Below are 19,505 nucleotides of genomic sequence, written 5' to 3' on the forward strand. Positions count from 1 at the left end.
TCCCCTTATTCTGATACCTCAACTTTTCCATCATTACTTATCTCTACATTTACAGATATATCTTCAAGCCTGTCATATAATGCTCTTTGGTCCTTGCTATCTGCCACATAGGTGGTAGTACAATTTGCCTGCAATGCTGGTGTAATAAGCACTTCCATATGATCCTCATCATTGTCTCCGTAGCAATGAAGTGTCACAAGCATTGTATCTAGTGTCTTCTCGTTAAACCAGTAATTACCTAAACTATATACAATAGGCACTCCATCATAATACTCAAATCCCTGCAAACAGTGAGTATGGGCACCTATAATTACATCTGCTCCTGCATCAATATATTCATGGGCAGTCTGCACCTGTACTGGCTCTAATTCTGTAGAATACTCTGTACCCCAATGTGGTAAAGCCACAACTATATCCGCTTTTGCGTCTGCTTCTTCGATCTCCTTATCAAAAAGCTCAGTGTCATAGCATCTTAAGATACCTGGCTCGGTTTCTGTTGCCTGGGGTGTCATTCTATTTTTTTCCGCCCTAGAGGCTGCTACAAAAGCAATTGTTTTCCCTTCAACCTCCATATATACCGGTTGGCTAGCCTCAGCCAAATCATGGCCTGCTCCTACATAGGGGATTCCCTCCTGCTCTAATGTGGTAAATGTATCTAGCAACGCATCCTTTCCATAGTCATAAACATGATTATTAGCAAGGCCAACTATATCTACTCCCAGCTCCTTAAGATTCTCCACCCTATCTGGATTAGCTCTAAATGTGTAAGCCTTACCCTCTAGCGGATTTCCACGGTCACTGTAGGTAAACTCATTATTTATCCACATTATATCTGCCTGCTGCATAGTACTTATCAACTCAGGCGCTATACAGTCTTCTATACCATTTTCACAGGTATTCAAATACTGGGTTGTGACCCAATTTTCGTCAAAATTAATATCTCCAGCAAAACATAGGGTGAAGTCATATTCCCCGTTGTCCTGTATTTCTCCAACACTGGTCGCATCAGCTACTTGGGCTTTTGCCTCTATTTTTTCTTCTTTAGCTATGTTGGGTTTGCTGCCACAGCCTACAAAACAAACTGCTACACAAAGACCAACTGCTACCTGTTTTCTACTATTCATAATTATCCTTAAAATATGATTTTGAATATCATAAAAATTTTAACCGTTATGCTCCTTTATTTAAAGCACTAGGTATATTTTACCATTTTAAAAAAGTCTAGTAACTCCCCATTTTTCGCGCTTTTTCTAATCTAAACAGTTTAAATGTTGCAAATATGTTACGTTTTGGTCTATAATGTTACAAGTTTTTAAAGAAAGGAGTTATAAGTTATGAAAACTTCAAAGCCTACAAAAACAGAACTTGAGATAAATGATTATATTATGGCCAACAAGGGCATCTCTTATTATGATGTTCTTATTTTCGCCTATGACAACGACTTGGATAAATGGATTGACCTACTTAAACATACTAAATATAAAAAAGCCCTATCTGATACCCTGCGAGATATTCAGATAGAGCTAGGTATGTTTACTGTCAGATTAGATGAACAGCTAAAGCTGTGTCATGAGGCGGAGATTCGTTACTACCACCGACATAGCGCGAAGTTTGCTGAGCTTTATTCTTAGCAGGAAATAGCCTTATATTTTTCCTCTTGCATAAGCTTTTGTAGTTCCTGCTGGCCTACTTCCATTATTCTTTGATCTAGGACTGCAAAGGTAATGTCTATTTCTTCTTCTAAAAGAAAATCTAGACATGCCTGCAGTGCCACCTGCCTTTTTTACTACAATAATTTATACATTGAAATCTCACCTATGCTTGTGCCATCATCAAGCTTAAATCCACAAGGCAATTTTCCTGATTCTACAAATCCCATTTTCTTATATAAGCCAAGAGCTTTCGTGTTATCCTCTAGCACTTCTAATTCCATGCATGTATACCCTGCATTTTTTGCAAAATCAATTGCATGCTCCATTAAAATAGTTCCTAGACCAGCTCCGTGATATTCTTTTCTAACACCAAGTCCTATCTCACACCGATGCTTTGTTTTTCGACCTTTACCGATGCATCTAACAGCAATGTTTCCAACGATTTTTTCATTATCAAATATAGAAGTCATAGTCTGCCTCGAATCGTCATAAAGGCTCTGTAGTCTCTTTTCTTCTTCCTTTATATCTTTTTCACTTTGTCCCACTTCACCTCCATACCGAGACATAAAATGGGTATCATCAGATACTTGATACATGAAATCTAGGAATTGTTCTGCATTATCTGCGTTTATTGATTTCATAGTATATTTCTGCCCGTATTTACCTGTAATTTCTCTAGCCTGCTCCTTCAAAGCCTTCCCTCCTCATGTATCATAAACTGTATATTAAGGGATATTTTACTGTTTTTCTCAAAATAAATAAAGCCCACAAATGTGAGCTTTAGCTGTTAAAATATTATGTTTTCTCCATTTGGAGCTACTGTCCCTATCACTTTAAGGCCAGTAAGCTCTTCAATCATGTAGTAATTGTCTTTTTGCATCAAGTCTCCTGTGTAATTGTTAAGAAGTACTCCCTCTATTTCAATACCTAGGGTTTTAATATAAGCTGCTGTGGTTACCACATTGTGAATGGTTCCAAGACCTGCATCAGCCACTATAATTACCGATAATCCCAGTGCATTTACAATGTCAGGAAGCAGTATCTTTTTTGATTCATCATATCGGATAGGACACACGATTCCTCCGCTTCCCTCTACAACTGTAAACTGATGACTATCTCTTACAACTTGATAATCTCCAACTATTTTATCTAATTCTATAGGACGATTATTTATTTTTGCAGCTAAATGGGGAGATACAGCCTCACTAAACAGATATGAAACCATCGACTCATCAGACTGCTCTAGGCCTGCTATCTTTTTTACATATCCCGCATCACTTTCAGGAATTGTATCTGCACCTGAAATCGCAGCTTTATAATATGCTACATCTATGCCCTGTTCCCTATAATACTTAGCTAAAAGGGCCGTCACATATGTCTTTCCTATATCCGTGCCTGTTCCAGTGATAAATACACCCTTTTTACATTTTGCAAGTTCTAGTAATTTCGTCATTTGCATTCACCTACGCCCATTCTATTTTTCCCAAAGCTCTTCCTTATATCCCAGCTCGTGAATCATATTCATATCTGACTCAATTGTATAGCCTGCCGTTGTAAGCATATCACCAGAGATTACTGCATTGGCGCCTGACTTAAAGCATTCTCTACCATGTCCTGGCAACAGTCCTCTTCCTCCAGCTAATCTAATGGATGCATCTGGTAAAATAAATCGATATACCGCAACTATACGGCACATATCATCTATAGTAAGCTTTTCATTTTTTTCAAATGGAGTTCCAGGAATAGGATTAAGCATATTAACTGGCACGCTCTTTACATTAAGACTTCTAAGCTCTAGGGCCATGTCGATTCTGTCCTCTACGCTTTCTCCAAGTCCCATAATTCCGCCACTGCAAATGCTCATTCCGGCTTCCCTTGCATTTCTAACAGCCTGTAGCTTGTCCTCATGGGTATGTGTGGTGCACACTTTTGAAAAATAGCTTGCAGAAGTTTCAAGATTATTATGAATTCTAGTAACTCCAGCCTCTCTTAATCTCTTATATTGTTCAGTGTTTAATAGTCCAAATGAACCACATATTTCTATATCAATTGTTCTTTTAATCTCTCTTACTGCCTCGCAGACTTTGTCTACTTCAACATCTGTAAGAGCTCTTCCAGATGTCACAATAGAATACCTTAAAACACCACGATCCGCGTTGTATTTTGCCTGCTTTACTATTTCCTCCTTCTCTAGAAGTGGATACTGCTCAGAGCAGGTTTTATAATGCGCTGACTGTGAGCAGAACTTACAGTTTTCTGAACAACGCCCACTTTTTCCATTAATAATAGTGCACATATCAAATGCATTATTACAAAAATGCTCCCTCAACTCATCCGCAGCTTGGCAAAGCTCTTTTAAATCCTCCTCTGGCAGATTGTAAAGTGTCAAAGCCTCATCTTTTGTGACCTCATTTCCTGCCAGTACCTTCTCTTTTAACTCTTGAATTAAATTGCCCATCTTATTCTCCTTTTACATTATTTATGCCTACTCCATGATGCGAATAGCTGTTAATCTTGTTCCCACAAATGATGCTAAGCCGCAAAGCACAAGATCTCCAGGCATATCAAGTGGAAAGCAAGATAAAAGAATAACTCCAAGTGTCTCAGGAGTATTCAAGTAATATTTCAACATCAAATATTTATATACGATTCCAATTCCATAAGTTACAGCAAAGCCTCCCAGACAAGCCAAAAAATAGTGAAGGAAGCTTACACTCATTTTCCTGCTAAGAGTTCCTGTGACAAATGCTGCCACTATAAACCCTACCAAGTATCCAAAGCTAGGACGGAACACATAGCCTATTCCACCGCCTGCTGCAAATATTGGAAGTCCCACTATTCCAAGGAGCACATAGCATCCCACAGAAATTGCCCCCAGTTTTCCTCCAAGCAAAATGCCCGCCATCAATACAAAGAAAAACTGCAATGTGAAATAATCCATATAAGGTACCGGGATTTGAATGAACGCACCTATAGCAACTAGCGCTGCAAACAAGGCGCAAAGAACCTGATTTTTTACAGATAAAATAGATTTTGTCATGATTAGTTACACTCCAGTAAGTATTTGGCTCTAAAAGCCAGTCCCTTCTGAGTGTAAGAAAATAGATGTCGAGTGTCAACTATTATTTGTCCATAGGGTGACAATAGTAAAACATTATTTTAGTGCATAGAAAAAGGCTCTGGGAGCTCAAGCCGACCTGCTTAGAATGGTACAAAAATCTGTGTTATAATTTTATACATATTTATTTGAGGAGAATAACGACATGAATTCAAGATCAGACATATTAAAACAACAATATAACTTACAGCAGCACCCGGAAGGTGGTTGGTTTGCAGAAGTTTATACCGCACCATTTGAAATAGAGGGTCGTCCACTTGCTGGCAGTATTTACTTCTTGTTAGATAAAGACGAAATCTCACATTTTCATCAGATAGACTGCGATGAGATTTGGTACTATCACGAGGGCTGTGGTATGAAAGTTACTATTCTTGGCCCAAATGGAAAAGAAGAAATCTTCCTCGGAAATGAGGTAGAAAAAGATCAACGCGCAATGGTTGTTATCCCTAAAGGTGTTATCTTTGGTGCGGAAAATCTTTCTAATGAAGGCTTCACTTTCGTATCCTGTGCCACTACACCAAACTTCGCCTATGAAGGTTTTAGACTTGTATATAAAGATGAAATCAAAAACAACTGGGCCAGTTATTACGATGATGTGGAGTACTTAGCATATTAATATCTATCTGAGTAACACCATCTCACATATCTTATATTGGCTCATATGGTTGTCCTTTAAATATTTTATAAAACATTAAATACCATTAGAACGATAATAATGAACCATTATATAACAAAAGACACTATTTAGATTACTCTAAATAGTGTCTTTTAAATTCAAGAATTAATCCTGTACGTATGGCATAAGTGCAACGTGACGAGCACGCTTGATAGCTACTGTAAGAGCTCTCTGGTGCTTAGCACATGTACCTGTGATACGACGTGGAAGAATCTTTCCACGCTCAGAAATGTACTTCTTAAGCTTTGCTGTATCCTTGTAGTCGATTACGTTATCCTTACCACAGAAAACACAGACTTTCTTTCTTCTATGCATTGGTCTTCTTCTCTGCTGACCATCACCTGTCTTATTAAAAGCCATGATTTAACCTCCTATTGAAATCCGGTCGGAGCTTGGCTCCTTCCTAATTGAACGGTAATTCCTCGTCAATTCCATCAGGGATATTCATGAAGCCGTCGCCTGCATCTGAGCTAGGTGCGAAACCTGCGCCACCGTCAAAGCTGCTTCCGCCGCTCTGAGAATTCTTGCTCTCTGCGAACTCAACATTCTCACAGACTACATCGGTAGTGTAAACCTTCTGGCCGTCCTTGTTTGTGTAAGAGCCTGTCTGAATACGACCCTCTACAACGAACTTTGTGCCCTTGCGAGCATATTTCTCAAGGAACTCTGCTGTCTTACCGAAAGCAACGCAGTTAATAAAATCTGCTGTCTGCTCATCGCCATCTCTCTTAAATCTACGATCAACTGCAAGAGAGAATCTTGCAACAGCGCTGTTGTTTGCTCCACCATAACGAACTTCTGGGTCTCTTGTGAGACGTCCCATAAGAATTACTTTATTCATAATAATTAATCTCCTTGTCTTATACTATTAAGCCTCGTCAGCTCTAACGCATAAGAATCGAAGTACGTTGTCCATGATGCGAATATTCTCTTCGATCTGTGCAGGTACGCCTGCCTCAGCATCAAAGTGGATGAAGTAGTAGTAACCCTCATTCATCTTCTGAATCTCGTAAGCAAGTCTCTTCTTGCCCCAATCATCGACGTCAGAAATCTGTCCACCAAAGCGAGTGATGTACTCCTTTGCCTTTTCAACTGTGGCAGTTCTTGCATCGTCTTCGATCTTCGCATTAACAACGAGTGCTAATTCATACTTGTTCATGCTTTCTACCTCCTTTTGGTCTATTGGCCAAGCTACGTCATATAGCCTAGCAAGGATATAAATGTTTTATACCACGAATTAAGATAATAGCATGAACTTATGCGTTTTTCAAGGCTTTTTCCTATTTTCTCTTATTTTTATAGTTCTATTCCTTGTAACTTTGCTAGATTCGTAAATACCTGGCCGATTTTTTCCTTAATTACCAGCACATTTTCTCCAACTCGAATATTCAAAGGGTCACGATTTATGATTACTAAATTTTTCCCTTTAAAATAATTTACAAATGATGCTGCTGGATAAACGGTCAGCGAAGTTCCACCTATTATCATGGTATCTGCAGAGCTTATTGCTCTAATGGCGCCCTCTACCTGGTCCTCTGGAAGCCCCTCTTCATACAGGGTGATGTCTGCTCTGACAACTCCTCCGCAGTAGTCACATCTAGGTATCTCATCCTCTGAATCGAAAATGTAATCCACAGGATAAGTGGTGCCGCACTTCATGCAGTAGTTTCTAAGTGCACTTCCGTGAATCTCAAAAACTTTCTTGCTGCCGGCCTTCTGATGAAGACCATCAATATTTTGTGTAACCACGCCTATTAGCTTGCCCTGTTCCTCTAGCTTAGCTAGATATTTATGGGCATTGTTAGGCTCGATTTTTCTGGTATCCATCTTCTGTCTATGAAACTCAAAGTAAACCTTTGGCTCATTTATAAGACAACTGTGACTCAGTAAATACTCAGGCTGATACATGTCAAATCGAACATCATGCTGATTGTATAAGCCATCTTTACTTCGAAAATCTGGAATACCGCTCTCTGTACTAACCCCTGCGCCGCCAAAGAATACTATGCTATTTGAAGCATCAATTATCTCTTTTAGCTTTTCGATGTTATCCACCAAATTTCCCCCTCTCTTTAATTGTAATTATATTGGCAAATGGTAAACCACTATTGCACTAACTATTCCAATCAAACATCCCACAATAATCTCTATCATGTTATGTCCAAGCTTTTCCTTAAAACGGATTATATCAAGAGGCTGCTTGCCTTCTTCAAGTCTCTCATCATTGAGATTGTTAAGGGCCTTACCCTGACGCTGAGTCTCAAATCTAACTCCTGTAGCATCGAAAAGCACTATTGACCCAAAGAATAAAACTACAGCAAATTCAAAAGAGCCTGTACCCTTTAATAATCCTGTGATAATAATAAGCGCAGCAACTATCGCTCCATGGGAACTAGGCATTCCTGTATTGCTTTTGAAGCGCTCCTTGCTAAACCCACTTCTGAATGTATCAATAATCATCTTCAGAAGCTGCGCAACCGCCCATCCAATTGTTGGGGCTAAAAAATATTTACTTGTAAATAAAGCAACCAAATGACTCATCTTCTCCTCCTATAAAAGGGCGTTGTAAATATCTCGTTTGCTAACCCCTCGATCCTTTGCCACCGCCTTCATTGCCTCTTTTTTATCCATACCCTGAGCTAAATACAGATCCATATGCTCTTCTATGGTCATATCTTCAAATTGGGCTCGCGCCTCCTGAATAGCTTCTTCTTTGGACTTGCCTGCAATGACGAGAACATATTCTCCTCTAGGCTCCTTTGTCTCATATGATAAAAGCGCTCCGCCAATTGTTGTCTTCTCTTTTTCTTCGTGCTTTTTTGTAAGCTCTCTACAGAGAGTAATTCCTCTGTCTTCTCCAAGAACTTCTGCCAGTTCCTTTAAGGTGCCAATCAAATGATGTGGTGCCTCGTATATAATAATCGTTCTAGTTTCATTTTTTGTCTCTTCTAACACTCTACGACGCTCTTTTTTGTCTTTTGGTAAAAATGCCTCAAATGCAAAGCGTCTACAGGCCTGTCCGGACATTGTCACTGCTGTAATACAGGCAGCTGGACCAGGTACCGAAGTTACCTCTATGCCTGCCTCATAGCACATAGCTACCAGCTCCTCACCAGGATCTGAAATACCAGGAGTACCTGCATCTGTGACAACTGCAATGTTCTTACCCTCTTTTAACTTTTCAATAAGAGTAATTGCCTTATCCACCTTATTAAACTCATGATAGCTAGTCATAGGTGTATCTATTTCAAAATGATTAAGCAACTTTATTGAATTTCTCGTATCTTCTGCTGCAATCAGATCTACTTCCTTTAGAATTCGAACAGCTCTAAAGGTCATATCCTCTAGGTTTCCTATAGGGGTTGCAACTAAATATAATGTTCCTGACATATTATCTCCTGTATTTTGGACCAAAGTCTAGTTCATGCCGTAAATCTCATATATTTCTTTTGTGTATTCACCAGGATTCTCATACACAATAAGTGGTGCTTCAACAGTAAGCTGTGCTCCGCCACCTCTGACACCCTCAACTAATACCATATTTGGTTCCTTATCTACGTAAGGATACACAAGACGCATGCGCTTTGGCTCAATCCTATATTTTCTCATAGCCTCAAAAATTTCTACCAAACGCTTTGGTCTATGAACAAAATAGCATCTTCCTCTTGGTTTAAGCACTGCAGCGGTCTCTCTTACCACATCATCAAGTGAACATAAAAGCTCGTGTCTTGCAATTGCTTTTGCGTCATTTGGATTCTTAAGTCCGTGATGATTAGTCATATATGGTGGGTTGCTGGTAACCACATCTATTTTTCCTTTTCCAAAAATAGCTGAGGCTTCCTTGATATCACCCTCTATTATTTCTATCTTATCCTGCAGTCCATTAAGAAGAACTGATCTATTTGCCATTTCAGCACTCTCATGCTGAATCTCTAATCCGATAAAATGCTTACCCTCAGTCTTTGCCTCAAGAAGGATTGGCAAAATCCCTGTGCCAGTGCCTAAGTCTAGCGCCTTTTCCCCTTCTCTTGCTTTGGCAAAAGATGATAGCAAGACAGCATCCATGCCAAAACAAAATTTGTCAGGATGCTGAATTATTTTATATCCATTTATTTGTAGATCATCTATTCGCTCATCTGAACGCACAAGATTTTCCATTAATCCTTATCCTCCAAGTCGGCAAGCTCCTTTGCCTCCTCCTTAGATACCTGTACCTTTTTCTTGCGAGGCTTAAACTTAAGGTCTGTTGTAGGATAATCCTTAACTTCCTTAAGGTCGCCCTCTTCGAAAAGAACTCTAACTGTCTGTCGAAGTACATTTACAGACTGAACTGTTCCCTTGTATCCCTCTGGTGTAGTAACAGTGTCGTTAATTCCTGGAAGTCTGCTATTTAAATACTCGTATGTCTCCTGCTCATTCTTGAGGCAGCACATCAAGCGTCCACAAAGTCCAGAAATCTTGGTAGGGTTAAGTGAAAGGTTCTGCTCCTTAGCCATCTTAATAGATACTGGAACAAAATCTCCAAGCCAACTCTTGCAGCAAAGCTCTCTACCGCAAATACCGATGCCGCCCATAAGCTTTGTCTCATCTCTTACACCAATCTGTCTAAGCTCGATTCTAGTATGGAATACTGCTGCCAAATCCTTAACAAGCTCTCTAAAGTCGATACGACCGTCTGCTGTGAAATAGAAAATAAGCTTATTATTGTCAAATGTATATTCTGCGCCAACTAGCTTCATATCAAGCTCGCGCTTAGCGATTTTCTCCTCGCAAATCTTCATAGCCTCTTTTTCTTTTTCAAGATTCTTGGCTGCCTTTTTAACGTCGTCCTCTGTAGCCTTTCTCATAATCTTTTTGATTGGGCCTGGGACTTCATCATCTGAAATCTCCTTGTCTACTAACAAAACTGTTCCGATTTCAACACCACGAACTGTTTCAACGATTACCTGATCCTCTCGCTTGAGCTCCACCCCAGCTGGATCGAAATAATATACTTTTCCGCCGCCTCTAAAGCGTACGCCGATTACTTTTATCATCTAGTATTCTCCTTCATTGCATTTATGAGAAGCGTAATTGTCAATTCGAAATTGACATTAGCATTAAGTCTGGCTCTAGTCTCTGATATAGCATCAATTATGTTGTTAAGTCCCTCGTAGGAACAACTCTGAGCCTGATCGTGAATATCAAATAAATCCTCTTTGAAAAGAAGGATGTTATCATTCAATGTCGCTTTATATAATAGCACATCTCTATACCAAAGGGTTATTAAATCTAGCATTTGCTCTACAAAACCCTGAAATTTTTCATTTTCTGCTTCGTTGCTTTTTTTCTCCTGGTCGTTGGCTTCTTTGATTGATTTTACTTCGTTGGATACCTGAAGTGCATCCATTTTACCTGCTTTTTTACATAATGAAACCACCATATCCTTGGCTTCATTGAAGCTTGCATCCGTTGTCAAAGCTATTGCCTTGCCTATATTTCCCTGAGCAAAAGATGCTACCATCTCTGACTGATAGTCCACAGCATCGTACTTTGTCTGCAAGAGATTTTTGATACTGTCAGTATGCACAGGTTTCATTTGAATCAAAACGCATCTGGAAAGAATTGTCTGCAAGAACGCATTATGATTTGCTGTAAGCAGAATAATTACCGCATATTCAGGTGGCTCTTCAATGGTCTTAAGCATTGCATTTTGAGCCTGTGGGTTCATCTTTTCTGCTTCATCGATAATATAGATTTTGTATTTGCTACTATATGGCTTAATATCAACATCGTTGACCAGCTTTTCTCTAATCTGGTCAACGCTAATATTCTTTTTGAATTTCTTAGTCTTACTATCGTAGTCCCTAGAAATGTAAATGACATCTGGATTATTGTGGCTGGCTGTCTGTTTGCATGCATGGCACTCTCCACAGGCATCATCTGCTGGATTCTCACACTGAAGCATCATGGCAAAAGCTTCAGCCAACATCATTTTTCCAGAGCCCTTTTCTCCGCTGAAAATATAGGCATGACTATGCTTTCCTGTTTTTATCGCATTTTTAAGAAGGTCTTTTGCATCCTCCTGACCTATAATCTCTGCAAAGCTCATTAATTATCTCCCAAATTTAGGTGATGATATCTAAAAGCAATCCTCTAATCTCATCAACCTTATTTAATATATCAATATGGTCTCGCTCGTCCTGAACTAAAGCTGTTGCAAGCTCATCCATTCTCTCATCCACAAGCTTAATCATTCCATAAACTCTGTGTCGTCCACGTCTATCCAAAAAGTTCTCGCGGGAAAACTTGTGTGAACGGTTAACCACTTCATTGAGGAAATCCTTTACCAATCCACGATATCTCTTCATATCTCTGATATCCATATGTTCAGACAAAAGCTTTCCTTGTGTGGTTATATCATTAAGTAAATTTGTCAGCTTTTCCTGCAACTCTGCATCATCAACTGCTGCTGCAAGTGTAAATTTAAAAGTATCATCTACTGGAACCTTTGCTTGCGTAGCCTCCGGCTGCTGCACCTGACTTACTTCATTTACTCGAATATCCATAAGCTCACCTGCCATTAATAAATGCTGCTATCTTATCACATGTTTCTTTGCTGTCTTTGTTGTTATTGAAGACATTAGTGATTCTGGCATTTTTAATATTTTCCTCTGAGAAATCCTGCTGGTCTGCAAGAAATCTGCGGCACATTTCCTCGTACTTAGGATTCTCCTGCATCTTCTCTCTCTCAAGAGCTCTAGTTAGGCGAATGCCATCATCTACTTCTATATATATCGGCAAAACCTTGTCTTCTCCGTAGTAATCACGGATTTTCACAAAGCTCTCAACTGTCCCGATTATAAGGTAATCATGGTGCTCAAGATCTAGACTTCCGTCATCGACTGTAAAATAAAACCATGGGCCATGAACTGTATTGTATTCCCTAAGCTCAATGACCTTACCCTCTGCTACAAGTCTATCCTTTTCCTCTATGCTAACGAAATTGTATTCCTCACCTGGCTTCTCATGACTTCTGATTGGTCTAGTGGTGTATGAAACAATTGTCTTTAAATCAATATCTGTCCTATCTAGCAAAAGCTTGAAAATAGTGTCTTTTCCTGATGAGCTCTTGCCCATGATGCAATAAATGTTACCCATATAATCCTCTATACATATATTTTCTTACTTAGAAGTATAATTAAAAAATCCCTATTTTACAACGGAGATAGTGCCACTTATTAGCCCCGTAACTTGTATACTTTTTTCCAAAGCATCTTTTATTAATTTAATGTTTTGTTCTTTAATCTCTTCTCCTGGAACAATCACAGGAACTCCCGGTGGATATAAACACACCATAACATTTGAAATCCTGCCATTTGCTTCATCAAAAGCTATACTTTCAACAGATTTATTCTTTGCCTCAAATGGTTCCATTACCTTGTTTGATTCAAATGTTATTTCAGGCATCTCGATTTGCTCTTCTTTTAAAGTCCTGTCGATTTCTAGTAGCGCCTTTTTTAATCTATCAAATCCTTCTTTTGTATCCACTATGCTTGTCATTGCAAGCACATATGAAAAGCTAGAAAGCTCTGTTTCTATTTCATATTTTTCTCTAAGTAAATTGGCAAGCTCTACTCCTGTAATACCTGCATTTCTCGTAGATATGACAATCTTGCCCTTATCTTTTATTTCATTACTTTCATCAATTATATGAAGATGTCTTAGCTGTCCACCTACTTCATAAAAATCAGCTAACTTATCCACATATTCTCCAAAGATATCCTTCTTTTCTTCAAGAAAGTCCATACATCTACTTATTGAATCCATAAGCACATAGGATGGAGAACTTGTTTCAAATATCTCTAGAGCCTCTTTTATTTTTCTTGAATCCACAAGCTTCCCGCATATATGCATAAGTGCTGTCTGGGTCAAACAAGGAAGGGTCTTGTGAAGGCTCTGAATTGTTATATCTGCAAAACCTACTGCTGAATGTTTAAAATCAGTATGGAATCCAAGATGTGCTCCATGGGCCTGGTCAACTATAAGGATTACTCCCTTTTCATGGCAAATGTTTGAAATATCCTCGATGTTGCAATGGTAACCCTCGTAGCTTGGGGTAGTTAGTACTACTGCCTTTGGAGAATAATTTTCTATGGCAGCTTCTACCATTTCACTAGTCACTCCATGGAAAATTCCATCTGCATCCCAGCTAGGATTAATGTACTCTACTTTTAAATGCCTAATAATGGCTCCATTATATACGCTTTTGTGGGAATTTCTCTGGATTACTATTGTTTCTCCTTCATTGCAAGCTGCATATATAGCTGCTAAATTTCCTACAGTAGAGCCTCCCACTAGCATCAGACTTTCTTTAGAATTGTATATTTTAGCTATCCTTTGCTGTTCTAATGCTATGACACCAGTTGGATGATGGAGATTGTCAACTCCCTCCACCTCTGTCATGTCTATTTTATATGGTCCCTCAAACATCCTCTTATGACCTGGCATATGAAATGGGTACATATTTGATTTTGAGTATTCTTCCAACTTCTCTTTTAAACTCATAATTTACTTTGTGACTTTTATTTTTCCCTATTTATTTATATAATGAATTTGATTTCAGGAGGTGCTTATGGACAGAACTCTAGTTATTCTATGCGGTGGCGATAGCTCTCGCATGGGTACAACAAAAGCTCTTTTACCATTTGAAGATAAGACTATGGTTGAATATATCTACGATAAGTTCAGCCCTTATTTTAATAAAATCTATCTTTCAGTTAATGAACGTGGTGACTTTTCTCACCTTGATATTGACGCCCAAGAAATCCCTGACATTTCTAAAAATGGCGGACCTTATGCCGGCATTATGTCTTCTCTTACAATGATTTCTGGAGAAAAAGCATTTTTCATGTCAGTTGATACTCCATTTATGGATCCTCGCACAGCTGTATTTTTATATGACAACTCTGCAGACTATGACATTACTAGCTTTAAATTTTCTGGAAAATATCTTGATACTATCTGTGGTGTTTTCTCTAAAAAGTGTATTGGAACTCTTTTCAAAGGCCTCTTTTTCAATCGCACCACTTTTAGCTATATTTTGGATAAAGTCTACACCAACCTTTACGACACATCTGAAATCGAAGAGTTTTCTAAAATATCCGTAGATCAGCAGTTCTACAAGGTTAATGATAGACAGTCTTATTACTATGCAGTCTTTTCTATTCTTAAGAAAAACTTTACTTGCTAGTACTAGTCTAGGAATCTCTTAAGCTGAGGCATCCAGTCTCCCAAAAAGACTACATTGTCCTCGATTGCCTTCCATATTGGCTTTAAAAAATTAATAAGACATATATTTACGTCTTCCCATGCTGGTTCAGACTTCTTTACCTGCCTAAGCTCTACCTTCCATTTCTTTTTCATATAGGTATAGCTTCTATATCCTTCTAGCATATTTATTCTTTCATCATTTATCTCTATAGAACGCTCTGCTAGAAGCTCTGCTAGTCTCTCTTTTACTTTTCTTCCATTTACTGGACATTCCGTAAGAATCTTATATGCCAAATAGTAATGATCCATATCATTTATTAGCTCAAGCTTTTCTATGATTTCTATAAGATGCTTACTTAATTCTTCTTCCTTTGGATTTGTAAATACAACAACACTTCGATTTTCATAGGCAGTGAGCTTCAGTTCCATCTTTTCCGGCTCATGGGATGCTCTATGTTTATCAAAATAAATCTTAAGTGGGATGTACATTTCATCCACTATTATTTTTAGATGGATTGCTCCCTCTTCCACAGTTCCATTTACAATAAAAGCTTCTGAGGAACCCTTTGCCATAATATCCTTTAAAATATCCCTCATATAAAGGACGGCCATTTTCTCATCTATTTCTTTGATGTATTCAAAGTAAATGTTGCTGATACAGATGTCTTTATAAACTGCCTGGTTGAAATCTCCAATATTGCAAAGGTAAAGCTCATTACAATACTTTCCATCTGCAATAATTCCAATTATTATTTCAGCAACAGATGCAGATAATAAATTCTTAAAAGGAATATTTAATTGTTCTGACTTTTCCTTTATCGTAAATCTATTAATCATTACAGCCACACACCTACCATATTCTGGACTTTCTTAAGGACTTTTCGTTCTTTTGCATATTCCATAAGTTTTACTACATCTTTTTTCTCATCCATGATGTAGCCCCATACTCCTTTTTTGAAATCCTCTCTATCCATCTTTTCCTGGTACTTCAGTACATCGCAAATCAATCTTTCTTTTGTATAGATTTTCATCTTTGCACCAGCAAAATCCGTTTCAGTCACTCCGATTTCAAGGACTTCTGGTTCCGTATAAAATGGTTCTACTATTGGATAGTCTATATTAAAACGAGATTTGCTTGTGTTTTTATTGATAGCAATGCTCCATTTATACGGTCTATCTTTTAGATAGCCGTACATAAACAGTGCTGATTCCATTGTAAGAATTCCATCTTCTCCAAAGAGCTTTTGAATCCACTGATCCTCTGTGCACTCAAAATATTTTGTAGTATAGTATCCGCTTTTTACACGAATTAAATATCCTTCCTCTACAAAATGAAGAACTCGTCTGTAGTCCACTCCAAGTGCTTCTATTTCACTAGTACGAACTAATCCACCATTCTTCTCTACCAAATCATTAATCTGTTCTAATTGATATTGCTTCTTTTCATCTCTAGAAAATAAACTTTCCATTTTTTCCACTCCTACTCTTCCCAAGAGGTAATTATATTCTAATTATCACATTCTCTATATTTACTGTCAATAAATCACTAATACTTCCATAGGTTTTACCTGTTATTTTTCTTGATATTCTAGCCTGTTTTGCCTTCTATTTGTCGTTTTAAACAATTATTAGTCTTATTTTTAGTCTTTTTATCCCTTATTATTGTCGTTTATTTGTCTTATACTTTATTTATACCAAATAGATGTAATTATTGGAGGAATATATATGTCTGAACAAACCATCAATCTCAGAAAGAATCCTTCCCGTAAGGAATGTGAGAATGTTATTAAAAAAATTCTTATGACTGAAGTTTTGGAAAGAGGAACCAATGAACATTTTAAAAGTGCCTCTGATTTCATGAGCTATTTCCAGTCCCTTTATCCAGCTAGCGATAGCTTAACCAAGCAAGTTCAGCGCGCAGTTAAAAATCTTGGTATGCCAAAGGATGACAAAGGTTACTTTATTATCAATAAGACTGAGGCACAGTTGGAGCAGGATAAGGAAATCGCCTTTCTAATGAATAAAACCAATGCCAGCCTTGTTCCTTTTGAAGAATATGAAACTTTATTCTTAAAAGCAGATGGCAAACACAAAGATTATCTCTATCAACTTTTATCTGAATCAGATACTTTTTCTGACAAGGTTATAACTATGATTAACTCTTCAAACGGCATAATATTGTTTACAAACAATAAACATCAGCTGGAAATTATGATTAATAGTCTGATAAATAGATAATTTGTTTTTCTAGAAGTGAAAATTATTTTCAGGTCTCTAATAAAACAAAAGGACAGTTTATGAATTATAAACTGTCCTTAATTATTATATTTTGTCTTTTTCTTTTAATATTACGACATACACTGTCGTTTATCTGCGTCTTCTTCGCTTTTTTCCATTATTTCTAATGATTGTCATATTAGTTTTAGGCTGTCTATAGTGCTTTGCCTTGAATCTATGTCTAAATAACAGAATAGAGCTAGACTTACTTTTTATAAACATTACTACAGCCGCAACTGCAATTATTATAAGAATTATCAAGCCAATCTTAACGTAGTTTACCTGGATATAATCCTTTCCACTGCCTCCTTGCTCTACTGGCAAGTTGTCAAATGGATAGCTGCCTGTCTCTGCATTTGTAAATAGAAGATTTGCATATCCTACATTTCTTCCAGCATAGCTATACTGAAGCTGTCCAACTACAGCTTTGTTAGTATCATCCTTATATGGAACTACCGATGAAGTCACATCTAATATGCTAGCTGCCTTAGGAATTACAATTAATCCCTTTTTATCTATCTTTATTAACTCACTCTTTTCACTAAGCTTTCCAGTTATATCTGTATTATCCTCTGATATAGAAGCAAAATCAGATACATGGTATTTAGTGAAGTTGTCATAGCAATATTCAAATAAGTTGGTTGTGTCTACATATTGCTCGCCAGTCTGATCTTTAAGTACTACACATACTAAAGTCATACCGTCTTTTTTAGCGTATGTTACAAGTGTCGACCTTGCTACATCTGTATATCCTGTTTTACCACCAAGGCAATATTCATACAAATACTGATTAGTCTTGAAATAATGAAGCATACAATGATGATTGTTAAGCATTGTAGGCTCTGAATGCTTATTTGTAGGAGGAATGGTGTAATTCTTTGTTCCTACAATCTCTGCAAACTTTGGAATTTTATATGCTGCCCTTGCTATCAAGGCCATATCATAGGCACTTGTGTAGTGTTCATCATCTGGAAGTCCATTTGAATTATTAAAATGGGTATTCTTGCAGCCCAACTCCTTTGCCTTTGCATTCATCATATCAACAAAAGAGTTAATATCTCCAGCTACATGTTCTCCAAGAGCATAAGCACATTCATTTGCAGATTCAAGCATCATACCATAGAGAGTCTGTTCTACAGTCATCTCTTCATTAACATCTCTGGCAATACTTGATGAACCAAGCTCTGTTCCATAGACAGCTTCTGCTGAAAATGTAACTGTTTCATCCAAATCACAGTTTTCAAGAACTACAAGAGCTGTCATTATCTTTGTGATACTGGCTGGATAATGAACATCATCCATATTCTTTGAATATAGGATGGCTCCCGTCTCCTCTTCCATCACTATGGCCGCCTCTGCTGTAACATCTACACTGCTAGGCCAATAATCCTGTGCCTGAACTTCTATTTTCGTGACTGTTAATATTAGATTAAAAATAAAAATAAGGCTTAATGCCTTCAATAGTTTCTTTTTCATTTTGTACCTCATCTCACTAGTATAACTTTTTAATTCTCTCAAGCCAACCTCTTCTTTTGTTTTTTTGCTAAAGATGGTATGATAGCTATGTTTTAATTTTTCAAACGGAGGTAATAATGAGATTAAGAAATATTCCAGGCGCGGATGAGGTTGTTGCAAACAGTCCTTATTGTATTTCCCAGCCTGCTAAATTCAAGGGCTCATTTAAATCAGAGCTTTTTAACAATGACAATCCCCTACATATTGAGATTGGTATGGGAAAAGGTCAATTTATCACAACACTTGCGAAACAAAACCCTGACATAAATTATATTGGCATTGAAAGATATACTAGCGTACTTCTTAGAGCTATTCAAAAGGTACAGGAGGAGGAGATTCCTAATCTTAGATTTATCTGTTTTGATGCCGCTGATATACTTGATATATTTGCTTGTAGAGAAGTAGATAGAATTTATCTCAATTTTAGCGATCCATGGCCAAAGGATAGACACAGCAAGCGTAGACTTACTTCTTCTACTTTCCTTAATAGATATAATTCTATTCTTGCAACTGAAGGACATATTGAGTTTAAGACAGATAATAGTGATTTATTTGATTTTTCAGTTGAAGAAATCAATAACCACCCTCTTTGGAAGTTGGATGCAGTTACTTATGATTTACATAACGATTCAACTATGAATGAAGGTAATATTATGACTGAGTATGAAGAGAAGTTTTCTAGCCTCGGTAATCCAATATTTAAGTTAATAGCTAGTCGATAGAAAAAAGCATGCTAGGCATGCTTTTTTTTATTTACAGATTCTTATTTTATAAATAAAAAATCGTCGAGAATCATCTCGACAATCTGTAGTGCGCGATCAGGGGTTCGAACCCTGGACACCCTGATTAAGAGTCAGGTGCTCTGCCAGCTGAGCTAATCGCGCTCATTTATTTACTTTATTGCCTCAGCAACGAAAATAAGTATATAGCCTTTTTGCATATTTTGCAAGCCTTTTTTTAAATTTTTTTCTGTTTTTCAAAACTTTTTTTACTGGAGTTTTCTGAAAAGTCCTCA

General features: G+C 37.6%; 26 protein-coding genes and 1 tRNA gene. 5 read left to right on the plus strand and 22 right to left on the minus strand.

Annotation, left to right across the window (positions count from 1 at the left end; genetic code table 11):
* Positions 1–5: 5 nt before the first annotated feature.
* Positions 6–1,124: a CapA family protein gene (locus BLP50_RS07260; protein ID WP_090153194.1), complete on the minus strand. Its 1,119-nt coding sequence runs from the start codon at positions 1,122–1,124 to the stop codon at positions 6–8.
* A 210-nt stretch (positions 1,125–1,334) separates the two neighbouring features.
* Here BLP50_RS07260 and BLP50_RS07265 point away from each other — a divergent pair, with 210 nt between their 5' ends.
* Positions 1,335–1,631, plus strand: coding sequence for a hypothetical protein (locus tag BLP50_RS07265; protein WP_090153197.1), 297 nt, complete (start codon positions 1,335–1,337; stop codon positions 1,629–1,631).
* On the opposite strand, the gene BLP50_RS14315 is transcribed toward BLP50_RS07265, so the two are convergent.
* The 5 genes from BLP50_RS14315 to BLP50_RS07285 all read right to left on the minus strand — a co-directional run bounded on the left by BLP50_RS14315 (position 1,628) and on the right by BLP50_RS07285 (position 4,692).
* Positions 1,628–1,774: a hypothetical protein gene (locus BLP50_RS14315; RefSeq protein WP_176753720.1), complete on the minus strand. Its 147-nt coding sequence runs from the start codon at positions 1,772–1,774 to the stop codon at positions 1,628–1,630. The genes BLP50_RS07265 and BLP50_RS14315 overlap by 4 nt on opposite strands.
* A 12-nt stretch (positions 1,775–1,786) precedes the next feature.
* Positions 1,787–2,344 carry a GNAT family N-acetyltransferase gene (locus BLP50_RS07270; protein ID WP_090153199.1) on the minus strand — a complete coding sequence of 186 codons (558 nt, stop codon included), beginning with the start codon at positions 2,342–2,344 and terminating at the stop codon, positions 1,787–1,789.
* 95 nt (positions 2,345–2,439) lie between these two features.
* Positions 2,440–3,105, minus strand: a complete 666-nt coding sequence (gene bioD / locus BLP50_RS07275; protein WP_090153200.1) for a dethiobiotin synthase — start codon at positions 3,103–3,105, stop codon at positions 2,440–2,442.
* A 21-nt stretch (positions 3,106–3,126) separates the two neighbouring features.
* Positions 3,127–4,110 carry a biotin synthase BioB gene (gene bioB / locus BLP50_RS07280; protein WP_090153203.1) on the minus strand — a complete coding sequence of 328 codons (984 nt, stop codon included), beginning with the start codon at positions 4,108–4,110 and terminating at the stop codon, positions 3,127–3,129.
* 27 nt (positions 4,111–4,137) lie between these two features.
* Positions 4,138–4,692 (minus strand): biotin transporter BioY, encoded by a 555-nt coding sequence (locus tag BLP50_RS07285; RefSeq protein ID WP_090153206.1) that lies wholly within the window; start codon positions 4,690–4,692, stop codon positions 4,138–4,140.
* Between the two features lie 223 nt (positions 4,693–4,915).
* Here BLP50_RS07285 and BLP50_RS07290 point away from each other — a divergent pair, with 223 nt between their 5' ends.
* Positions 4,916–5,386, plus strand: coding sequence for a cupin domain-containing protein (locus BLP50_RS07290; protein WP_090153208.1), 471 nt, complete (start codon positions 4,916–4,918; stop codon positions 5,384–5,386).
* Between the two features lie 165 nt (positions 5,387–5,551).
* On the opposite strand, the gene rpsR is transcribed toward BLP50_RS07290, so the two are convergent.
* The 12 genes from rpsR to BLP50_RS07350 form a co-directional block, all read right to left on the minus strand.
* Positions 5,552–5,806 carry a 30S ribosomal protein S18 gene (rpsR, locus tag BLP50_RS07295; RefSeq protein WP_028234190.1) on the minus strand — a complete coding sequence of 85 codons (255 nt, stop codon included), beginning with the start codon at positions 5,804–5,806 and terminating at the stop codon, positions 5,552–5,554.
* A 43-nt stretch (positions 5,807–5,849) separates the two neighbouring features.
* The gene (locus tag BLP50_RS07300; RefSeq protein ID WP_090153211.1) at positions 5,850–6,287 is read right to left on the minus strand and encodes a single-stranded DNA-binding protein; all 438 of its coding nucleotides are present in this window, start codon (positions 6,285–6,287) and stop codon (positions 5,850–5,852) included.
* A gap of 27 nt (positions 6,288–6,314) precedes the next feature.
* Positions 6,315–6,605, minus strand: coding sequence for a 30S ribosomal protein S6 (rpsF, locus tag BLP50_RS07305; protein WP_028247183.1), 291 nt, complete (start codon positions 6,603–6,605; stop codon positions 6,315–6,317).
* Between the two features lie 137 nt (positions 6,606–6,742).
* Entirely contained in the window at positions 6,743–7,501 is a 759-nt protein-coding gene (locus tag BLP50_RS07310; RefSeq protein WP_090153213.1) for an NAD-dependent protein deacylase, read from the minus strand.
* Between the two features lie 27 nt (positions 7,502–7,528).
* Entirely contained in the window at positions 7,529–7,987 is a 459-nt protein-coding gene (locus BLP50_RS07315; protein WP_090153216.1) for a divergent PAP2 family protein, read from the minus strand.
* A gap of 9 nt (positions 7,988–7,996) precedes the next feature.
* On the minus strand, positions 7,997–8,836 hold the full coding sequence (gene rsmI, locus BLP50_RS07320) for a 16S rRNA (cytidine(1402)-2'-O)-methyltransferase (protein WP_090153219.1): 840 nt from the start codon (positions 8,834–8,836) through the stop codon (positions 7,997–7,999).
* A gap of 27 nt (positions 8,837–8,863) precedes the next feature.
* Complete coding sequence (locus BLP50_RS07325) at positions 8,864–9,604, minus strand: tRNA1(Val) (adenine(37)-N6)-methyltransferase (protein WP_090153221.1); 741 nt, start codon at positions 9,602–9,604, stop codon at positions 8,864–8,866.
* Positions 9,604–10,482, minus strand: coding sequence for a PSP1 domain-containing protein (locus BLP50_RS07330; protein WP_090153224.1), 879 nt, complete (start codon positions 10,480–10,482; stop codon positions 9,604–9,606). Before BLP50_RS07330 ends, BLP50_RS07325 begins: the two co-directional genes overlap by 1 nt.
* Positions 10,479–11,537 carry a DNA polymerase III subunit delta' gene (gene holB, locus BLP50_RS07335; protein ID WP_090153226.1) on the minus strand — a complete coding sequence of 353 codons (1,059 nt, stop codon included), beginning with the start codon at positions 11,535–11,537 and terminating at the stop codon, positions 10,479–10,481. Before holB ends, BLP50_RS07330 begins: the two co-directional genes overlap by 4 nt.
* A 16-nt stretch (positions 11,538–11,553) precedes the next feature.
* Positions 11,554–11,994 (minus strand): YaaR family protein, encoded by a 441-nt coding sequence (locus BLP50_RS07340; protein ID WP_090153377.1) that lies wholly within the window; start codon positions 11,992–11,994, stop codon positions 11,554–11,556.
* A gap of 4 nt (positions 11,995–11,998) precedes the next feature.
* On the minus strand, positions 11,999–12,586 hold the full coding sequence (locus BLP50_RS07345; protein WP_090153229.1) for a nucleoside/nucleotide kinase family protein: 588 nt from the start codon (positions 12,584–12,586) through the stop codon (positions 11,999–12,001).
* Positions 12,587–12,637: 51 nt separating this feature from the next.
* Positions 12,638–13,993, minus strand: a complete 1,356-nt coding sequence (locus BLP50_RS07350; RefSeq protein WP_090153230.1) for an aminotransferase class I/II-fold pyridoxal phosphate-dependent enzyme — start codon at positions 13,991–13,993, stop codon at positions 12,638–12,640.
* A gap of 67 nt (positions 13,994–14,060) precedes the next feature.
* Here BLP50_RS07350 and mobA point away from each other — a divergent pair, with 67 nt between their 5' ends.
* On the plus strand, positions 14,061–14,678 hold the full coding sequence (gene mobA / locus BLP50_RS07355; protein WP_090153232.1) for a molybdenum cofactor guanylyltransferase: 618 nt from the start codon (positions 14,061–14,063) through the stop codon (positions 14,676–14,678).
* 2 nt (positions 14,679–14,680) lie between these two features.
* On the opposite strand, the gene BLP50_RS07360 is transcribed toward mobA, so the two are convergent.
* Positions 14,681–15,535 (minus strand): hypothetical protein, encoded by an 855-nt coding sequence (locus tag BLP50_RS07360; RefSeq protein ID WP_090153235.1) that lies wholly within the window; start codon positions 15,533–15,535, stop codon positions 14,681–14,683.
* Positions 15,535–16,167: a type IV toxin-antitoxin system AbiEi family antitoxin domain-containing protein gene (locus tag BLP50_RS07365; protein WP_090153237.1), complete on the minus strand. Its 633-nt coding sequence runs from the start codon at positions 16,165–16,167 to the stop codon at positions 15,535–15,537. Before BLP50_RS07365 ends, BLP50_RS07360 begins: the two co-directional genes overlap by 1 nt.
* Positions 16,168–16,423: 256 nt before the next feature.
* On the opposite strand from BLP50_RS07365, the gene BLP50_RS07370 reads away from it, so the two are divergent.
* Positions 16,424–16,936, plus strand: a complete 513-nt coding sequence (locus BLP50_RS07370) for a hypothetical protein (RefSeq protein WP_090153240.1) — start codon at positions 16,424–16,426, stop codon at positions 16,934–16,936.
* 129 nt (positions 16,937–17,065) lie between these two features.
* Here the strand turns inward: BLP50_RS07370 and BLP50_RS07375 are convergent, their stop codons facing one another.
* Entirely contained in the window at positions 17,066–18,451 is a 1,386-nt protein-coding gene (locus BLP50_RS07375; protein WP_090153243.1) for a D-alanyl-D-alanine carboxypeptidase family protein, read from the minus strand.
* 116 nt (positions 18,452–18,567) lie between these two features.
* On the opposite strand from BLP50_RS07375, the gene trmB reads away from it, so the two are divergent.
* The gene (gene trmB, locus BLP50_RS07380; RefSeq protein WP_090153246.1) at positions 18,568–19,212 is read left to right on the plus strand and encodes a tRNA (guanosine(46)-N7)-methyltransferase TrmB; all 645 of its coding nucleotides are present in this window, start codon (positions 18,568–18,570) and stop codon (positions 19,210–19,212) included.
* Between the two features lie 89 nt (positions 19,213–19,301).
* Here the strand turns inward: trmB and BLP50_RS07385 are convergent.
* Positions 19,302–19,374, minus strand: a tRNA-Lys gene (locus tag BLP50_RS07385).
* Positions 19,375–19,505: the final 131 nt, after the last annotated feature.

Source organism: Pseudobutyrivibrio sp. AR14 (assembly GCF_900101325.1).
Classification (GTDB): Bacteria; Bacillota; Clostridia; order Lachnospirales; family Lachnospiraceae; genus Pseudobutyrivibrio.

Coding starts and splice junctions, on each gene's coding strand:
- BLP50_RS07260 (WP_090153194.1), bottom strand. CDS start 1,124: ATGAATAGTAGAAAACAGGTAGCAGTTGGTCTTTGTGTAGCAGTTTGT.
- BLP50_RS07265 (WP_090153197.1), top strand. CDS start 1,335: ATGAAAACTTCAAAGCCTACAAAAACAGAACTTGAGATAAATGATTAT.
- bioD (WP_090153200.1), bottom strand. CDS start 3,105: ATGACGAAATTACTAGAACTTGCAAAATGTAAAAAGGGTGTATTTATC.
- bioB (WP_090153203.1), bottom strand. CDS start 4,110: ATGGGCAATTTAATTCAAGAGTTAAAAGAGAAGGTACTGGCAGGAAAT.
- BLP50_RS07285 (WP_090153206.1), bottom strand. CDS start 4,692: ATGACAAAATCTATTTTATCTGTAAAAAATCAGGTTCTTTGCGCCTTG.
- BLP50_RS07290 (WP_090153208.1), top strand. CDS start 4,916: ATGAATTCAAGATCAGACATATTAAAACAACAATATAACTTACAGCAG.
- rpsR (WP_028234190.1), bottom strand. CDS start 5,806: ATGGCTTTTAATAAGACAGGTGATGGTCAGCAGAGAAGAAGACCAATG.
- BLP50_RS07300 (WP_090153211.1), bottom strand. CDS start 6,287: ATGAATAAAGTAATTCTTATGGGACGTCTCACAAGAGACCCAGAAGTT.
- rpsF (WP_028247183.1), bottom strand. CDS start 6,605: ATGAACAAGTATGAATTAGCACTCGTTGTTAATGCGAAGATCGAAGAC.
- BLP50_RS07315 (WP_090153216.1), bottom strand. CDS start 7,987: ATGAGTCATTTGGTTGCTTTATTTACAAGTAAATATTTTTTAGCCCCA.
- rsmI (WP_090153219.1), bottom strand. CDS start 8,836: ATGTCAGGAACATTATATTTAGTTGCAACCCCTATAGGAAACCTAGAG.
- BLP50_RS07325 (WP_090153221.1), bottom strand. CDS start 9,604: ATGGAAAATCTTGTGCGTTCAGATGAGCGAATAGATGATCTACAAATA.
- BLP50_RS07330 (WP_090153224.1), bottom strand. CDS start 10,482: ATGATAAAAGTAATCGGCGTACGCTTTAGAGGCGGCGGAAAAGTATAT.
- holB (WP_090153226.1), bottom strand. CDS start 11,537: ATGAGCTTTGCAGAGATTATAGGTCAGGAGGATGCAAAAGACCTTCTT.
- BLP50_RS07340 (WP_090153377.1), bottom strand. CDS start 11,994: ATGGATATTCGAGTAAATGAAGTAAGTCAGGTGCAGCAGCCGGAGGCT.
- BLP50_RS07345 (WP_090153229.1), bottom strand. CDS start 12,586: ATGGGTAACATTTATTGCATCATGGGCAAGAGCTCATCAGGAAAAGAC.
- BLP50_RS07350 (WP_090153230.1), bottom strand. CDS start 13,993: ATGAGTTTAAAAGAGAAGTTGGAAGAATACTCAAAATCAAATATGTAC.
- mobA (WP_090153232.1), top strand. CDS start 14,061: ATGGACAGAACTCTAGTTATTCTATGCGGTGGCGATAGCTCTCGCATG.
- BLP50_RS07360 (WP_090153235.1), bottom strand. CDS start 15,535: ATGATTAATAGATTTACGATAAAGGAAAAGTCAGAACAATTAAATATT.
- BLP50_RS07365 (WP_090153237.1), bottom strand. CDS start 16,167: ATGGAAAGTTTATTTTCTAGAGATGAAAAGAAGCAATATCAATTAGAA.
- BLP50_RS07370 (WP_090153240.1), top strand. CDS start 16,424: ATGTCTGAACAAACCATCAATCTCAGAAAGAATCCTTCCCGTAAGGAA.
- BLP50_RS07375 (WP_090153243.1), bottom strand. CDS start 18,451: ATGAAAAAGAAACTATTGAAGGCATTAAGCCTTATTTTTATTTTTAAT.
- trmB (WP_090153246.1), top strand. CDS start 18,568: ATGAGATTAAGAAATATTCCAGGCGCGGATGAGGTTGTTGCAAACAGT.